The following is a 17098-nucleotide window of genomic DNA, read 5'->3' on the forward strand; positions in this document are numbered from 1 at the left end:
GTCGGACCGAAGTGACTTTGGCCTCTGCACAGGCGGGAATTCGCAACCGGGTGTTTCTCGCCGGGCGCGGACCGCCCTGCGCGGATCAACGCCGCCGGCGCGGCGTCTGGACGGGCGGGGTCTTCTCGCCGCCGAACTTCGCGAGCCATGTGCCCTTGATGATCAGCACGAACAGCGCCATGCCGATGCCCAGCCAGAGCGCGAAGCAGAGCACGAACATCACCGGCGACCGGGCGGCGGCGAGGTCCGGCGCGCTCCAGAGCGGCGGGATCACGCCTCGCGCCAGACCGCGGATCGCGATGAAGATCGGCGCGCCGCCGAAGATGAAGGCCAGGAAGACGCCGAACACACGGCCGGAGCGCTGACCCAGCACGGAGTTGTCGAAACCGCTGTCCTCCCACTGCCGATCGCCGAAGACCTTGAGGTTGAAGATCGCCGCGGCCAGCGCCAGGATGCCGATGATCACCGCGATGATCGCGAAGGGGGCGCCCAGCATGCCGAAGCCGCCTCGTCGACTCTCCTGGAAAGTCCAGACGCAGCCGGCGAGGACGGTGAGGGCGATGACGCGGCGGAGAATGGACATGCGTGGAGTATCGGGCGCTTTCCGCCCGGAATGACCTTCGCCTCTCCTGCATGCGTTCGGCCTCCCTTACCGTGATGGCTTTGAGGATCCATCGCAATCATGACGAGATGGCTCCGTGGAAAGCGATCGACATGACCCACCACTCGGCTTGGCGCCGCTTCTCCGCGCCTGGCGGCGACCAGTTCGATTTCCCTTGGGCGTCAATGTCTGATGAGGAGGCTGCGTCTACCGCTAGGCTGCACGCTCATGAGATCCGCGCGCGCCAGCGTGATCCTCACGCCGCCAAGGATTGGATTTCACTGACCTACCGACTTCCGGCCGATCTGCGTCAGGTCTTGCTGGATGAGCTCGATCGGGGAAACCTGATGATCGGCATCGGACAAACCGGATGGCCTACTTCGCGAGGCATCGTCGCCACGATGCGCGACCGTTTCCACGAAGGCAGGACCTGGCCCCAAAGCGTGTCCTGGTCCGTGCTGGACGACCCGCGCCAATGGCGGGAAGACGTCGTTCAGCGCGTCGACGATCAGGATTTCATGCTCATGACCTGACCCTGTTGAGCCGTCTGCATGGCCCCGTTCTGATAATTCTGCGGAATTCGCCAGGGGCCCACGAAATGTGGGAGTGACTTTCGACCGTTGTGGTGATCGCGGGTGATCCCTAGCCTCCGGGGTGTCGACCTGACCCCTGGTGCCATGGCCTCACCTTTCCGCCTCAAGACCGCCTTGCCTGACGAGACCCTGCGCGTGCACACCTGTGTGTCGCGGGAGGGGCTCAGCGACGCCGGAGACACCACGCTGACGCTGCTGAGCGAACGCAAGGACATCCAGGCCTCGGAGCTGCTGGGCAAGCCCGCGACGCTGACGATCGCGCTGCGCGACGACGCGCCGCGATTCCTCAGCGGCTACGTGACGCGCTTCGCGCAGCGCGGCTTCGAGGGCAAGCACTGCGTCTACGAGATGCAGCTCAAGCCGTGGCTGTGGCTGCTGTCTCGGACCTCTGACTGCCGGATCTTCCAGGAGCTGTCGGTCCCCGACATCGTCAAGCAGGTCTTCGAGGACCACCCGGTCGCGCGCTACGAGTTCAAGCTGCTGCGCCCGTACCGGACCTGGAACTACTGCGTCCAGTACCGCGAGACCGACTTCAACTTCGTGGCCCGGCTGCTGGAGCACGAAGGCATCTACTGGTACGTCGAGCACGACGAGACCGGCCACAAGGTGGTGCTGTGCGACTCGGCCAGCGGGCATGACGCCAAGCCGGGCTGCGAGTCGCTGCCGTTCTACGGCTCGGGCGCGCAGGCCACGCCGGCGCTGGAATACGTGCAGGCCTGGGGCAGCGCGGAGTGCGTGAAGCCGGGCAAGGTCGTCATCACCGATTACGACTTCCAGCGGCCATCGACATCGCTGGAAACGAATCAGAGCGTGGCGCGCAACTACGACCTGTCGGACGGCGAGATCTTCGATTACCCGGGCGGCTACATCCAGACGGGCGACGGCTCGCAGTACGTCGAGGACCGCCTGGACGAGCTGCAGACGCAGTTCCAGACCTACGACGGCACGACCAACGCGCAGGGTGTGAGCACGGGGCATCTGCTGTCGCTGTCGCGCCATCCGCGCGAGACCGAGAACGCGCAATACCTGATCACGGGCACGCAGATCAGCTTGAGCCAGGCAGCCAACGAAGCCGGTTCGGGTGAGACGGGGCTGCGCTGCAGCTTCAACTGCATCCCGGCGGCTCAGCAGTACCGGCCGGCGCGGCGCACGCCGAAGCCGCTGGTGGCGGGGCCGCAGACGGCCATCGTGAGCGGCCCGGCGGGCGAAGAGATCCACACCGACAAGTACGGCCGGGTGAAGGTGCAATTCCATTGGGACCGGCGCGGCAAGAGCGACGAGCGCAGCTCGTGCTGGGTGAGCGTCGCGCATCCGTGGGCGGGCTCGAACTTCGGCGGCATCCACATCCCGCGCATCGGGCAGGAAGTGATCATCGGGTTCATCGAAGGGGACCCGGACGCGCCCATCATCATGGGGCGGACCTACAACGGCGAGAACCTGCCGCCATGGGACCTGCCGGCCAACGCGACACAGAGCGGCTTCCTGACGCGCTCGACCAAGGGCGGCAGCTACGGCAACGCCAACGCGATCCGATTTGAGGACAAACACGGCGACGAGCAGCTTTGGATCCACGCGGAGAAGAACCAGGACATCGAGGTCGAGAACGACGAGACGCACTGGGTCGGACGGGATCGGACCAAGACGATCGACCGGCATGAGACGACGCTGGTCAAGGGCAACCGCACCGAGACGGTGAACCTGGACGAGACGATCACGATCCATCAGAACCGGACGGAGCGGGTCGACCTCGACGAGAAGATCTCGATCGGGATGAACCGCACCGAGGACGTCGGCATCAACGAGACGATCAGCATCGGGTCGAACCGGTCGGTGACGATCGGGGCGAACAAGACCGAGACCATCGCGATGGCGAAGGCCGAAACCATCGGCATGGCCAAGGCGTTGACCATCGGCCTGGGCTACCAGACCTCCGTGGGCGCAATGATGAACACGACGGTCGGCGCGTTCCAGACCGAGCAGGTTGGCCTGTACAAGAACACGATGGTGGGCAAGGACTACACCATCAACAGCGGCGCGGTGTACTCGGTCACCGCGAAGGATGAACTCCATCTGACGGTCGGTAAGGCCAGCCTCACGATGAAGTCCGACGGCACCATCATCATCAACGGCCACACGTTCAGCGTCGGCACCACCGGCGAGCAGACCTTCAAGGCCGACGGCGAGGTCACGGTCAAGGGCAAGAAGATCCTGGAGAACTGACGTGGAGCGACTCGACATGCCGGCGCATGGCGTCGATGTGGCCGCGCAGGAAGCATCGCCGTTCCATGCGCTGCTGAATCAGGGCTCGCAGGCCGCGGCGATGCCGGTGCCGGGACAGGTGATCATCGGCACGCTGCAGACGGTCCCTGCTCAGGGCGCCACCGGCGCGGCGATGGTCCCTGGTTTGGGCCTGGTTGGCGTGGCTCACAGCTTGGTGCCGTTGTCGGCGGAACACCAAGGCCAGGGCGTCGCGCTGAGTGTGCTCGCCGGCGGTTCCGCTATCGTACTGGGCTTGCTGTGGAACGGCGCGACCCCGCCAGCGACCGAGCCGGCGGCGGTCTCGCATGACGAGGAGCCGCAAGGGCTCGTCATCACAGTGGACGGTCATCGCGAGGTGATCGAAGCCGCCGAGGAACTGGAGCTGCGTTGCGGCGAGGCGTGCATCGTGCTGACGGCCGATGGCCGTATCCAGCTGCGCGGGACCTACATCACCAGCCACGCGAGCGCGACGCAGCGCATCGTCGGTGGGTCGGTGCATGTGAACTGAGGGGCTGGCGTGCAGGTTGAAGTCGGATCCCGCTATCTCGCGACGGAAGTGACGGTCGCGCCGGACGTAACAGGCCGAGAGCATCTCGTGGTTGTTGCAAAGGCGACGTGGAGCATTCCGGAGGAAGGCCAGCGGCCGCGACCGCTGCCACCTGAGCCGATTGCGATGGTCGACGAATACTTGGGTGACCCTGGCGAGTCGCCGTTGCGCTATGGCGCGGACCTCGCCAGATTCAAGCCGCGATGTGACGTCATCTTCGATGCGACGGCTCATGCGCCGGGCGGAGTGCGTGTGCGGGAGTTGGTGGCCGGGTTCGAGATCGGCCCGCTCCTCAAGCGAGTCCGTGTCTCTGGCCCCCGAGTGTGGAACGGTTCGGGCGTTGATGCCAAGGACTATCAGCTTGGAGAGCCGGAGCCATTCCTCCAGGTGCCGATGCATTTCGGGCGAGCCTATGGTGGCGCTCGTTGGTACGAACGTGATGGGAAATCATTCTGCGAGGCGCTAGATGCCAATCCCGTGGGCTTAGGCTTCGCTGGCGCGACCACTCTGGCTCAGCTTGCCGGAGCACCCGCACCTCAACTGTCGTCAGTTGAACAGCCCTTGGAGAGACCGACGGTCGGTGGATTACCGGTCGCGTTGAGCGCCGTTGGACGCCACTGGCAGCCGCGCCGCGCCTTTGCCGGCACATACGACGAGGTATGGCAGCGGGAGGTGTTCCCGCTGCTGCCAGACGACTTCGACGACCAGTTCCATCAATGTGCGCCTTCGGACCAGCAGATGCCATATCCGAATGGTGGCGAGCCTGTACGCCTCGTGCATCTCGCTCACGGACGCCCGGATCTGCGTTTCGTCTTGCCCAAGCTGGACATGCAGGTGCGGGTGCTGCGCAGCGACTTCAGTCAGGCGGCACCGTTGGCGCATGTCGACACGCTCTTCTTCGAGGTGGAGCGCGGCCGCTTCAGCGTGGTCTGGCGGGCCACCTTGCCCATCCGGCGACGCATCCAGGAGATCAAGCAGGTGGGCATCGGCCCGATCGACCCGGTTTGGTGGGACAAGCAGCGGCTGGGAGGCGGCTGCGCGGGTTGTCGCGACGACGTGCCTGTCCATAGCGCGGCTGAGCCGCAGGGCGCGTGACGAGATGACGACGAATCAATCCGCCAGACCCGCAGTGGAAGCACGTGCGGCGAGCCTGGACCTGGACGTGGTGGCGGCCGGACTGTGCTGCGCCGTGGGCCAGCGCCTCGATGCAGCGTCTCCGGCTCTGCTTGCCAACCTCGATCATTTCCAGGAAAGCGAGTTCCAGAGCAACGCAGGCGATCCGGTCCGGGTCGCGCGGCTGCCGGGTGAAAAGTCCTGGGGCGTTGGCCGCGTTGCCAAGTGGCTGGCGCTTGCGGTGCAGGATGCGCTCCAGGCGATGCCTGTTGACGGTCGCTTGCGTTTCGACCCGGCCGACTGTGCGCTGCTGCTGCTTTGCGACGACGTGGGCGACACTTCCGGCACGTGGGGCGCGGAGCTCTTCACCAGATTTGGCGAATTGACCGGTCTGCGCTTTAGCGGACGCAGCGCCATCCTTCCCTCGGGGAGGGCAGGCTTTGCTGCATTGTGTTCGCGAGCGCAACAGCTGCTGGATGAGAAGGATGGGGTCCGTCACGTGCTGATGGCGGGGGCGAGCAGCCTGCTGAATGCCAGGCGGATCAACCTGCTGTTGCGCGACGAGCGCTTGCAGGTGCCGGGGAACCCGGATGGATTCTTCCCCGGAGAGGCCGCGGCCGCAGTGCTTGTGGAGCGCGGGCGCGGCGGCTCGCTGGGCTTGCGCGGCGTGGGCGCCGCGCAGGAGTCCGGCAACTGGGACGGCGCCTTGCCCAATCGCGCGGAAGGTTTGACGGCGGCGGTGCGTGCCGCCTGCGGCGCCGCGGAGGTGGACGTCGCTGACCTGACCATGCGCATCAGCGACATCAACGGCGAGGCGTTCTACGCGCGCGAGTCTGCGACGGCTTTCACCCGGCTGCTGAATGGCCGGCCTCAGCTATCGCACGTCACGCCGGCAAGCGGCCTGGGTGAAGTCGGTGCGGCCCTTGGGCCCGCGGCGATTGCCTATCTCTGGCATCGGGCGGGTCGGGTGGTACGTCCGCGAGATTGGCCAGTGTCGATCTCTTCTCATCACGTCATGCACCTGGCCGACGATCGTGGCCTGCGTGCGGCGGTGATCCTTGAAATGCGGCCCGTCTGGGCCCGAGCCGACTGACGCCATGGAAACCCACGTCTACGCCAACGACAACGAGATCTGCTCCAAGGCCGCCGACGGCAAAGCGATCATCGGACCCGATCCGTGCTGGAGTCCACCGGCGCCGGCGGCGGGTCCTGTCGTTATTCCCTACGGCAACACCGCCTTCGCGACGAAGCTGACCAAGGGCAGTTCGACGGTCTTCATCTGCCGCAAGCCGCTCGCCTTGCGCGACAAGTCTTTCCTCACGAAGTCCACGGGCAACGAACCCGCGACGCGCAGTTTCCCGATGGGCGTCGCGACGCACACGATCACGGGCGATGCGTATTTCGTGAACTGGAGTTCGGACGTGAAGGTCGAAGGTCTCAACGTCTGCCGTCATCAAGATCCGATGACGCACAACCACTCCTGAGCGCGCGATGGCATCAGCAGCGAATACGCCGACCAGCTATTACCTCGACACGGCCGCCGCCAAAAAGGCGTGCGCCGATGACAAGGCAGAGATGGAGAAGAAGTGCGCGGCGGACGACAAGAACAAGGGCCGGGGCAAGGGACGCCCGAAGTCGCGCCTGTCCCACAAGAATGCCGGCAAGGACAGCAACTGGGTCTTGGATCACTGTGGGCCGTTGATGGTCCAGCCCGGACTCGGAAATTTCAAGGAATGGGCGCAGGAGTTCGGCGACATCACGTCCTCGTTGAGTGCCATTCGAAGCACGCTGCAGAATTCGGTGATCGCGAAGATCGAGCAGGAGGTGCTCGAGTACAGCGGCAAGCAGATCGCCAAACTTGCTGTCCGGCGCGGACTGACGGGCTGGATTCCGGTCGTCGGCTGGGTGTTGACGGCGGTGGATGTCGCGGTCACTGCCTACGATGCTGCCGGGCGCATCGGTGAGATGCGCAAGACCGTCGAAGATCTCAAAGGAACGGTCGAGCGCTTGAAGGACGCGGGCAACAAGATTTCGGGCACGCTCGACCATTACAAGGACGATCTCAAGAACTTCGACAAGCTCAGCAAAGCCGACCAGAAGAAGGTCGCCAACACGGTCATGGCGGACATTCAAACCGCCTATGCCGGAGCCGATCCGTGCCTGCGCGCCCGGAAGTGCATGTTGGTGCCGTTCAGCAAGGATGGCGCCGCGAAATGGGCCGGCAATGGTTGCTGTCCCGGACAGACCGGCCACCACCTGCTCCCTGATGCAATGTTCCGCGATAACGGGGCCAGGGCGGCTGCCGCGAAGTCGGCTTGGGCGGCGGACCCCAAGAATCTCAATGCGAAGGGCAAGCTCAAGTCGATGCCTCGCAGCAAGATGCCGACGCGTGATTGCTGGGATGGCTACACCGAGGGTAATTCGCCGACAATCTGTGTCGAGGGGAACAACCAGCACATGGGTTCTCATGGAATCATGCATGATTTGACGAAGGCGAGTTTGCGGGGTAATGGGTATTCAGGCAAGAAAGAGATGCCCTATCCCGTCGCACGCGATCTGATTCTGAAAGAGGTGTCCGCTACCTATGGCTGCAACAAGAAGTGCCTCCAGGAACAACTGGATGCCTATTACTGTGGTAAGGCGGCCAGTAAAAAGCTGGGTTGCCCTGATTGTGAGAACTCGAAGGTCACTCCCCACGATGGAACTGGCGCTCAGCCTGTGCGCAATGATGACGACGACGGCGGTAACGACGATTGATCTTAAGGAGTTGAAATGATTATTGATAAGGCTTGCTGGAATGAATTTCTGAAAGGCTATGTCGTCAAGGATTGCACGATTGGCTTCGAAGACGGTCGCCTGGGGTTCTTGCTCTATGAGGAGCTTGACGAAGACGCCGAGCTGGAAAATGGTTTCAAGATCCGTGTCTTGTCGGTCAAGCTGGCCAATGCAATGGACAAGCGCTTCTTTTCCATGTCCGCCAATGGCTTGGGGGTGGGGGCGCGCTTGACGAGCGCATGGGCGCCTCACAATGAAGAGTTTGTGGCCGTAGGTATTGGTCGTGAAACGTATTCATATAAGCCGAAAACCTACAAGGGACGAGAGCAGGATATTCCTTTTGAAGCACGTAAGCTTGCTGCGAACGCTCATCATGAATTTGATGCGGTCGTCATGAAGACCGTGCGTGTGGGACGGACGGTCTTTGCCATCGGTGGGCCGCAGCGAATCTTCGAAAGAACTGACGGCCAGCTCTGGAAAGAGCACGGCGACATAGAAATTCCTGCCGGACTGGGGAGTCCTGATCGCGAAACGATGATGGACGCAGTGAGTGACAGCAGATTCCAGGATCTGGCAGGCATTTCCCCGGAAGATATGTATGCGGTGGGTGGTGCCGGCGCGGTCTGGAGGCGAAAGGGCGGCGTCTGGAAGCAGGTGGAGTTCCCTGGCAACCTCGCACTCCATACCGTGGCGGTGTCTCCGGATGGGACGGCGTATATCACCGATATGCGTGGGTCTGTATGGAAGGGGCACGATGATCAATGGGAACGAATTGTCCAGGCCAATCAAATGCTTCCCTACCAGGACTCAGTCTGGTTCAAGGGCCGCCTCTATTGCGCCAATGACTCCTACGGCTGCTTCGTGCTGGAGGATGGGCAGATGATTGCCGCGCATCGAGCGAAGCGGGATCCGATGCCTGCGGGAACTGCGGTCCACGCCCACCGGCTCGACGTGTCGCCTGACGGAGACAAGTTGCTGGTGGCCGGGATGTACGGAGCCACGATGTTTGATGGCAAGACGTGGGACCTGCTCTTCAATGATGATTTCAACGAGTGATCGACGGCTTCCCTGACCCACATGCCCGACACCTCTTCCTCCGTGACGCTCGCATTGGCTGATGTGCCGATCACCGCGATCGTGCGCCGCCATGCCGACGATGCCGCTTTCTACTGGAGCCAAATCGACGGCGCGGCTTCGTCAGTCCTGCTGCGTGCCGACGCGGTCTCAGGTTTCCAGGCCCAACTCGGAGCCCATCTCGAAGGCCTGATCGTGGCCGGCGAGGAGGGCGTCAAGATCACTCAAGGCAATCTCGAGCGTTGGCGCAAGCCCGGCGAAGCTTTCGTCGCAATGTTGCTCGCGCTAGAGCATGGAAACGGCGAATGGGCGCCTGCGATGACGAGTGTGATGCGCAGCATTCGCGCCCATCCCGATGTGGTCGCGCGAGGGGCGATTTCCGCCTTGGCCTGGACATCTCCCGACAAGCGAGCGGCTTGGATGCGTGCAGCCCTTGCTGGTGACAATCCCGTGGACATCGCGATTGCGCTGCGCGCTGCCTCGCTTGTTCGAGAGGAGGTCGCGAGCATATCGATGTGGTTGAAGCATCCGGATGCGCAGGTCCGCGCCGCTGCCTGCAGGGCAACCGGACCCGGAGGCCGGGGCGCCATCGGCGCGCTAGCCCAGGACGACAGTTTGTTCGTTCGTGCTGAATGCGCCATTGCGGTCGCGCGTCTCGAGCAGTCGGACGGCCGGACTGCGGCCGCCCAGCTCTGGCCGTGCGTGACGGATCAGATCGCAGTCTGGACGTCGTTGACGGGCTGGCCGCGCGCTCAGGCCGAGCGCCGTCTGCGCCGCTGGCTGAAGCATCTCGCGTGGTTCACGCCGTTGGGGCATCCGGGCATGCGCGCATTGCTCGACCGGTTGCCACGCCGGCTCGCGCTCGACGCGATCTTGGTCCATGGAGATGTCGCCCATTTGCCCTTCGTCATCGCGTCAATGAGCGACGAGCGCGAGGCACGATGGGCGGGCTGGACCTGGCAGGCGATGACCGGCGTCGACATCGAAGCGCAAGACCTGGCGCTCGAGGAAACCGAGATCGATCTGGATGCTCCGCTCAATGCAGCGCGAGCGGACGGTGATGCAGGACTGCCCCTGCCGGATGTCGCGCGAATCGCTGCCCACGGGGGCTCCTCGCCGACGCCGCACAGCGGCTCCCGTCGCCTGCTGGGGAAGGACGTCACCGCGCAGCACTTGCGCTCGCTGCTCCATCCAGGGGCTGATCAACCTCAGGCATTGCGTGCCGTCGCCGCACACGCCCTTTCGTGGATGCACCCGGATTACCCACTCGACCTCCGTGCACCCGCTCGCGTACAGGGCGAGCAACTGCGCCGTATGGGCGTTGTGGTCGCCTGAGCATGCCGACATTTGATCCGTGGACTGATGCCCGGGCACTCGGACGCCATCTTCAAGCGCCTGGCGCCGAGTTGATGATCGTGATCGGCGCGGAGGCGTGGTGCCAGAAGTGCCAACGCCTGCGGCCAGCTTTCGATGCGCTGTGTGCCGTGGCGATGCCGCAGCATGTGGCTTGGCTGTGGCTTGATCTCGAGGAACATGCGGACTTCCTGTCAGGCTTCATCCCGCCCGATCTCCCGCTACTCCTGCGCTGGCGGAACGGTATGTGCGTCCAGGCCGCAGTAGTCGTAGATATCGATCCCAGTGCATCGCCTTTCAATCGGGTCCGATTGAATCCGCTGCCGATCGAAGGAAGTCAGTTGCTGGATCCGCATCAGGGCGGTCTGGTCGAGCTTCCCCGACTTTGGGCGGAGTTCGCAACTACTTCCTGGGCGTCCGGCGGATGAGTCACCAGCGTGGCGCCCTACGTTTAAGTTCGGACTAAGGCAAGCATTCGACTTTCGCTGAGTCTTCAACGGCAAATGACTGACGCCGACGACACCCCTCTGACCGACGACGACTGGGCCGAGTTCGTCATCGCCCTGCGCCAGTCGCAGGGCCCGGGTCCGTACCCGCCGGCCACGCGCGAGGAGCTCGACCAGGCCAAGGCCGATCTCCAAGCGGCCCTGGAGCGGCGCCGCGCGGAAGCGCCCGCGCGCGAACTCGCCTGGAACGCCAAGGCGTTCGCCCGTCAGGTGGCCGAGGAACTCGCCGAGCGGGCGAGGGCGGAGGCCCACGCTGCCCGCTGGGCCTCCTTCCAATGGCGGATGGAGTTCCCCTGGAAGGACCAGTATCCCGAGATCACCCTGGAGGACATCCGCGCCTTCGAGGCCCGTAACCAGCTCGAGCTCCCGACCGATTACGCCGCCTTCCTGCTCGAACATCGCGGCTCGCCACCGATGATGCGGAACCAGTTCGGCGGCTGGGCCGCCATCGCCATGCCGGTCGACTGGGGCGGCAAACCCGCGAGTTCCTACGGCGACGAGGCCGAACTCAACAGCACCTACAGCCTTTTCGAAGAGAAGGGGACCGACTCGCCCTACCGAGGCGGCTGCAACCTCGACGACAACTTGCTCTGGAACGAGCACCTCCATCCGCCCGGGCTGCTGCCGATCGGCGGTGATCCGGGCAACTCGCAGTTCATGCTCGGCCTGGAAGGCGAGCGACGCGGCAAGGTCTACTTCCTGTCGACCTTCCACATCCCGCATCCGATGTCCCACGACCACCTCGGCTTCGTCGCCGATTCCTTCACTGAATTCCTCGCCGTCGCCCGGCCGATCGACCGTGACTGACCTTCCTCTGGACCTCTGGGCCTTGCTCCCCTTGCTGGTCGCGCAGGCGCCGATCGACGCACCCAGGCTGGCTGCCGTGCTGCAGTCCCCGATGGAACAGCGCGACATCGCCAACGAGTGGACGGACGCCTTTTTCGGCGGTCCGGTGCGGCTCGCCGACGGGGTGATCGTCCAGGAGGCCTTCCTGCGCATGCGCAAACGGGACCCCGAAGCGCATTGGGGGCTGGTGTTGCGGATCGCCGGGCCGTGCGTGCTGCGGACCGATGTGCTCCGCCGCCATGAAGGCATGGAGATCACCGGGCATCCGCGTGGCGGTTCGCTCGACGAGGAGACCTCGTGGTCCCGTCGGGAGCCGTGGGGCAAGCTGGCCTTCGGCTTCGCCGAGCGGGACTGGAACTGCCTGAGTTCCGTCCTCATCGCCGGCCCGGCCTGGTGACCCGGCCCGTTGGCCCGATTACGGGTTATCGTTCAGCCTCATGACCACCACCTCCATCCTGACGCTCCCCGAGCTCCCGAGCCTCCTCGGCCTGACCGAAGTCGACGCTCCGCTCATCGCTGCCGTGCTCGCGCACACCACGCCCGCCGGCACGCCTGCGCCGACCGAGCTCTCCCAGAAGCGCAAGAAAGAGATTCGCGCCGGCTTCGTGCACCTGAAGGAGGCCGGCGTCGTGCTGTCCTTCTCCCCGCGCGAGACCCACGCGGTCGACTACGGCGAGCCGCTGGGCACCGGCACCCACGTGCTGAGCGCGATCTTCTACTACCCCGAAGGCAGCGAGGAAGTCGACCCCTACCAGGGCAACGGCCCGTTCGCCACCACGCCCGTGGCCACCCGCGACGCCGCCATTGCCGCCTACGGCGACGCCGTCGACGGCGAGGAGGAGGAGGGCGTCTTCGAGTGGGAACAGTGGGAGGTCGAGGGCCGCGAGGTCACCGCCGACTACGCCGACGACGGCGCAGTGCTCACTCTCACCGTCTCCATGACGCTGCCGATGTAAGCGCCTCGCGGACGTCGGACAGGCGCTCCGCGAACACCCAACGTGCGCCGCCGCACCCATCCCGGGTCGCCGGCGCGCACGCGTCACCCACACCGGTGACACGCCCCGGGCCGCCGTATCACCCCTTTACAAGGGGGTAGGCCGCGAATGACTTTGGTCGCTTCCTGCGACATGCGCACAGGCCTACCGTGAACGACCGATTGCTCAGGTCCGTTCTTCCGGTCCGCCCATGGCAGCTCCATTCCGTCTCAAGACCGCCCTCGACGACGATGTCCTCCGCGTCCACGCCTGCGCGTCGCGCGAGGCGTTGAGCGACCTCGGCGAGACCACGCTCACCCTGCTCAGCGAACGCAAGGACATCCGCGCCTCGGAACTGCTGGGCAAGTCCGCGACGCTGACCATGGCCCTGCGCGACGACGCACCGCGCCATCTGGCCGGCTACGTCACCCGCTTCGCGCAGACCGGCTTCGAGGGCAAGCACACCGTCTACCAGATGACGATGCGCCCCTGGCTGTGGCTGCTCACGCGCACCGCCGACTGCCGCATCTTCCAGGAGATGACCGTCCCCGACATCGTCAAGGCGGTCTTCGACGACCACCCGGTCGCCCGCCACGAATTCAAGCTGATGCGCGCCTACCGGCCCTGGACCTACTGCGTCCAGTACCGCGAGACCGATTTCAACTTCGTCGCCCGGCTGCTCGAGAACGAGGGCATCTACTGGTACTTCACCCACGACGACGCCGGCCACACGCTCGTGCTGACCGACGCCGCCTCCGCCCACGACTGCGCCCCCGGCTGCGAGACGCTCCCGTTCTACGGCGGCACGAACAACGCACCGCCCGAGCTCGAATACGTCGACGCCTGGGTCACGCAGGAGAGCCTCAAGCCCGGCAAGGTCGTCATCACCGACTACGACTTCGAACGGCCCTCGACCTCGCTGGAAACCAAGCTGGACCGCACCCGCGACTACGACCTGTCCGACGGCGAGGTGTTCGACTACCCCGGCGGCTACGTGCAGGGCAGCGACGGCGCGCAGTACGTCGAGGATCGCCTCGACGAGATCCAGACCGCCTACGCCCGCTTCGACGGCGACACCAACGCCCAGGGCGTGCGCACCGGCCACCTGCTGTCGCTGAGCCGCCATCCGCGCGACGACCAGAACGCGAAGTACCTCATCACCGGCACCGTCACGCAGCTGCGCCAGGCGTCGACCGAATCGGCCTCCGGCGAGTCCGAGCTGCGCTGCCGCTTCAACGCCATCCCCGCCGACCAGCAGTTCCGCCCCGAGCGCCGCACGCCCAAGCCGATGGCCCCGGGACCGCAGACCGCGATCGTGACCGGCCCGTCCGGCGAGGAGATATTCACCGACAAGTACGGCCGCGTGAAGGTGCAGTTCCACTGGGACCGCCGCGGCAAGCGCAACGAGACCAGCTCCTGCTGGATCCGCGTCTCGCAACCCTGGGCCGGCAAGGGCTGGGGCGGCGTCTCCATCCCGCGCATCGGGCAGGAAGTCGTCGTCGACTTCGTCGAGGGCGACCCCGACCAGCCGCTCGTCACCGGCCGCGTCTACAACGCCGAGCAGATGCCGCCCTACGGCCTGCCCGCCGCCGCCGTCATCAGCGGCATCAAGTCCAAGACCCACAAGGGCGCCGGCTACAACGAGCTGTCCATGGACGACACCGCCGGCAAGGAGATGATCACCATCCACGGCCAGTTCGACATGGCCACGACGATCGAGCACGACCAGACCTCCACCATCCACAACAACCGCACCGACACGGTGGACGTGGACGACTCGGAGACCGTGGGCAACAACCAGACGCAGACGGTGGGCGTGAACCAGACGATCTCGATCGGGTCCAACCAGACGATGTCGGTCGGCAGCAACCGCACCAAGTCCGTCGGCGTGGACGAGACCCTGACGATCGGCGCCAACCAGATCGAGACCATCGGCGCGACGCGCACGCTGACCGTGGGCGCCGCCGACACGCAGAGCTTCGGCAGCACGCAGACGGTCACCGTCGCGCTGGTCAAGGCCGAGACCATCGGCGCCGCCTACGCGCTGACCGTCGGCGCGGCGATGAACCAGGCCATCGGCGCGGCGCTGCTGCAGGAAGTCGGCGCGGCCAAGGTGGTGGCGGTGGGCGGCCTGAGCTCCGAACAGATCGGCCTCAGCAAGGCCGTGTCCGCCGGCACCAACATGAACCACGAGGCCGGCGCCAAGATGAGCCACAAGGCTGGCGCCAGCTACGCGGCGCAGGCGGGCTCGACGATGAGCTTCCAGTCCGGCGGCGACTACAGCGTCAACAGCAAGGCCAAGGCCGCCGTGGAGGCCGCCTCCGAGCTGGTGCTCAAGTGCGGCGCCGCGCAGCTGATCCTCAAGAGCAGCGGCGACATCACGCTCAAGGGCGCCAGCATCACCATCCAGGGCAGCGGCAAGATCAACGTCAAGGCCGGGGGCAACCTCGACTTGAAGGGCTCGCCCAACGTCAACCAGAACAGCTGAAGGAGGCGCGCGTGTCCAACCTCTTCGATCTTGCGCCGCTCATCGGACAACCGCAGACCCTGTGCCGGGGCGAAGTCGCCGGCGTCGACGACGAGGGCCGCCTGACAGTCACGCTCGCCGACGGCGCCACGCTGCGCTGCGAGCTGCTCCAGCCCGACGCGCCCGGTGCCGCCTGCAGCGGCGGCGACGCGGTGCTGGTCTGGCAGGACGGCGCGGGCGGCGGCATCGTGCTGGGCCGCATCGGACGCCAGTCCGCGGCGCCGCAGCCGGTGGTCGATCCCGCGGCCTTCGCGGCGCGGCCGGAGACCCTGATCCTCGAGGCCCGCGGCGACATCGTGCTGCGCAACGGCCAGTCGCGCCTGCGCCTGGGCGCGGACGGCGACGTGGAGATCGTCTGCTCCAGCTTCGCCACGCGCAGCCGCCGGCTGCTGCGGCTGCTGGCGCCCATGATCAAGATGAACTGACCCGTGTCCCTCAGGAGTTCTTCCACGTGACCGCCCCCGTGACCCTTGCGGCTGGACCGGCCTCCGGGACGGGGCGCGATGCGTCCGCCCCGCGCGGGCTCATGCTCGACCGTCCCTGTGTGCTCGACGTGGCGACCCTCGGCGCGCCGGCGCCGTCGCTGCGCGTGCCCGCGCAGCCGGGCTGGCGCGCGGCCTGGCCCGCGGACGCCGACCGCGCCGCGCCGGCCTTCGACGCCGGCGGCACGTCGGTGTTCCGTCGTCATGCGGCGGAGGAATGCCTGGACCTGGTCGCCGTGCTGCGCGCCTACCGCGCGCCGCAGCCGGAGGAGGACTGGCGCACGCCGATCGGCTCGGAGCGCCGGCTGCTGGCGCAGGTGAACGCGATCGTGGGCCTTGGACATGAGGCGCTGGAACAGATCGCGGCCCTGGCCATCGATCCCGACCTGCCGGATCCCGGCCGCGTTTTCGCGGCGCTGCTGGTGCTCGGCTGCGTTGCGGGGGACCGCCCGTTGTCGGAGATCCGGCGGATCTTCGAGACCGCCGTGACCCGGCATCCGGAGGAGGGCGCCCACGCGGTGGAGGCGCTCTCGCTCGCGCCGCGCAGCGATCTGTCCGAGGTGCTGACGCCTCTGCTGAACCATGAGGCGGCGGCGCTGCGCGCCGCCGCCGTGCGCGTGCTGGCGTTCCGCTGGGAGTTGCCGGAAGCCGCGTGGGACGCGGCCATGCGCGATCCGAATCCGTCGGTGGTGGGAGCGGCGCTCGGCGCGCCGGCCCAGCACTTCGACCCGGGCCGCTGCGAGCCGCTGCTGATGGCGGCCGCGCAGTCGTCCGCCGAGCCGGTCGCGCGCGCCGCGCTGCGTCTGGGGGCGGCGTTGCGCCTGCCCGCGCTGCACGGCGAGGCCACCCGCATGGCCACGCGCGACGGCCGCTGGGCCGACGCGCTGCTGGCGATGGCGATGCACGGTCATCCCGGCGATGCCGACCTGCTGCGCGCGATGCTGCGCAGCGCCGGGCGCTGGCAGGCCGCGCGGGCTGCCGGCGTGCTGGGACTGCCGTCGCTGGTGCCCGATCTGCTGGCGCTGCACGACGACCCGCTGCGCAACGACGAGGAACGTCAGCTCGCGGCACAGGCGCTGGCGACGATCGCCGGTCCGGCGCCCGACGGCGGCGACACGGCCGCCTGGTGGCATCGCGTCGCCCAGGCGCCCGGCGATGTGCGCGTGCGCGGCGGGCGACCGCTGAGCGCCGGCGTGCTGCTGGCGCAGCTGGAGGGCCCCGGCTGGTGGCGTGCCGGTCGCCACGACCTGTACCTGGAGCTGGTCGCCGCCTCGCGCGGTCGCGCGCCGCGCTTCAGCCCCTTCGACTTCGTGGCGGTGCAGGACACCTCGCTGCGGCGCCTCGCCGAGGCGATGGTGCCGCGCGACGGCCGCGCGGCGTCCGCCCAGGCCGGGCATCCCGCGCCTCCGGTGCATCCCGTGCACCCTGCGCATTCGGCGCACTGACAC

The 17098-nt window shown here is 66.4% G+C and carries 17 protein-coding genes; 16 read left to right on the top strand and 1 reads right to left on the bottom strand.

Going from position 1 to position 17098, the window contains the following annotated elements; genetic code table 11:
- Nucleotides 1-85 precede the first annotated feature (85 nt).
- Complete coding sequence (locus ACQZ13_RS14155) at nt 86-583, bottom strand: hypothetical protein (protein ID WP_431052911.1); 498 nt, start codon at nt 581-583, stop codon at nt 86-88.
- Between the two features lie 50 nt (nt 584-633).
- Here ACQZ13_RS14155 and ACQZ13_RS14160 point away from each other — a divergent pair, with 50 nt between their 5' ends.
- From ACQZ13_RS14160 to ACQZ13_RS14235, 16 genes are all read left to right on the top strand, one after another.
- Nucleotides 634-1134, top strand: coding sequence for a hypothetical protein (locus tag ACQZ13_RS14160; RefSeq protein ID WP_431052913.1), 501 nt, complete (start codon nt 634-636; stop codon nt 1132-1134).
- Between the two features lie 144 nt (nt 1135-1278).
- Nucleotides 1279-3414 carry a type VI secretion system Vgr family protein gene (locus tag ACQZ13_RS14165; RefSeq protein WP_431052915.1) on the top strand — a complete coding sequence of 712 codons (2136 nt, stop codon included), beginning with the start codon at nt 1279-1281 and terminating at the stop codon, nt 3412-3414.
- A 1-nt stretch (nt 3415) separates the two neighbouring features.
- Nucleotides 3416-3961 carry a DUF6484 domain-containing protein gene (locus tag ACQZ13_RS14170; protein ID WP_431052917.1) on the top strand — a complete coding sequence of 182 codons (546 nt, stop codon included), beginning with the start codon at nt 3416-3418 and terminating at the stop codon, nt 3959-3961.
- A gap of 9 nt (nt 3962-3970) precedes the next feature.
- Nucleotides 3971-5095, top strand: coding sequence for a DUF2169 family type VI secretion system accessory protein (locus ACQZ13_RS14175; RefSeq protein WP_431052919.1), 1125 nt, complete (start codon nt 3971-3973; stop codon nt 5093-5095).
- 4 nt (nt 5096-5099) lie between these two features.
- Complete coding sequence (locus tag ACQZ13_RS14180) at nt 5100-6206, top strand: hypothetical protein (RefSeq protein WP_431052921.1); 1107 nt, start codon at nt 5100-5102, stop codon at nt 6204-6206.
- A gap of 4 nt (nt 6207-6210) precedes the next feature.
- Nucleotides 6211-6597 (top strand): DUF4150 domain-containing protein, encoded by a 387-nt coding sequence (locus ACQZ13_RS14185; RefSeq protein WP_431052923.1) that lies wholly within the window; start codon nt 6211-6213, stop codon nt 6595-6597.
- A gap of 7 nt (nt 6598-6604) precedes the next feature.
- Entirely contained in the window at nt 6605-7870 is a 1266-nt protein-coding gene (locus ACQZ13_RS14190) for an HNH/endonuclease VII fold toxin-2 domain-containing protein (RefSeq protein ID WP_431052925.1), read from the top strand.
- A gap of 15 nt (nt 7871-7885) precedes the next feature.
- On the top strand, nt 7886-8944 hold the full coding sequence (locus tag ACQZ13_RS14195; protein WP_431052927.1) for a WD40/YVTN/BNR-like repeat-containing protein: 1059 nt from the start codon (nt 7886-7888) through the stop codon (nt 8942-8944).
- 21 nt (nt 8945-8965) lie between these two features.
- Nucleotides 8966-10297 (top strand): HEAT repeat domain-containing protein, encoded by a 1332-nt coding sequence (locus ACQZ13_RS14200; protein WP_431052929.1) that lies wholly within the window; start codon nt 8966-8968, stop codon nt 10295-10297.
- A 71-nt stretch (nt 10298-10368) separates the two neighbouring features.
- On the top strand, nt 10369-10743 hold the full coding sequence (locus ACQZ13_RS14205) for a hypothetical protein (protein ID WP_431052931.1): 375 nt from the start codon (nt 10369-10371) through the stop codon (nt 10741-10743).
- A gap of 75 nt (nt 10744-10818) precedes the next feature.
- Nucleotides 10819-11628 carry an SMI1/KNR4 family protein gene (locus ACQZ13_RS14210; RefSeq protein ID WP_431052933.1) on the top strand — a complete coding sequence of 270 codons (810 nt, stop codon included), beginning with the start codon at nt 10819-10821 and terminating at the stop codon, nt 11626-11628.
- A gap of 22 nt (nt 11629-11650) precedes the next feature.
- Nucleotides 11651-12064 (top strand): hypothetical protein, encoded by a 414-nt coding sequence (locus ACQZ13_RS14215; protein ID WP_431052935.1) that lies wholly within the window; start codon nt 11651-11653, stop codon nt 12062-12064.
- A 40-nt stretch (nt 12065-12104) separates the two neighbouring features.
- On the top strand, nt 12105-12623 hold the full coding sequence (locus ACQZ13_RS14220; RefSeq protein ID WP_431052936.1) for a hypothetical protein: 519 nt from the start codon (nt 12105-12107) through the stop codon (nt 12621-12623).
- Between the two features lie 229 nt (nt 12624-12852).
- Nucleotides 12853-15129 (top strand): type VI secretion system Vgr family protein, encoded by a 2277-nt coding sequence (locus ACQZ13_RS14225; RefSeq protein ID WP_431052938.1) that lies wholly within the window; start codon nt 12853-12855, stop codon nt 15127-15129.
- Nucleotides 15130-15140: 11 nt separating this feature from the next.
- Nucleotides 15141-15593 (top strand): hypothetical protein, encoded by a 453-nt coding sequence (locus ACQZ13_RS14230; RefSeq protein WP_431052940.1) that lies wholly within the window; start codon nt 15141-15143, stop codon nt 15591-15593.
- Between the two features lie 101 nt (nt 15594-15694).
- A complete protein-coding gene (locus ACQZ13_RS14235; RefSeq protein WP_431052942.1) occupies nt 15695-17095 on the top strand; it encodes a hypothetical protein in 1401 nt (466 codons plus the stop codon).
- Nucleotides 17096-17098 lie beyond the last annotated feature (3 nt).

Source organism: Roseateles sp. L2-2 (genome assembly GCF_050613215.1).
GTDB classification, from domain to species: Bacteria; Pseudomonadota; Gammaproteobacteria; order Burkholderiales; family Burkholderiaceae_C; genus Roseateles; species Roseateles noduli.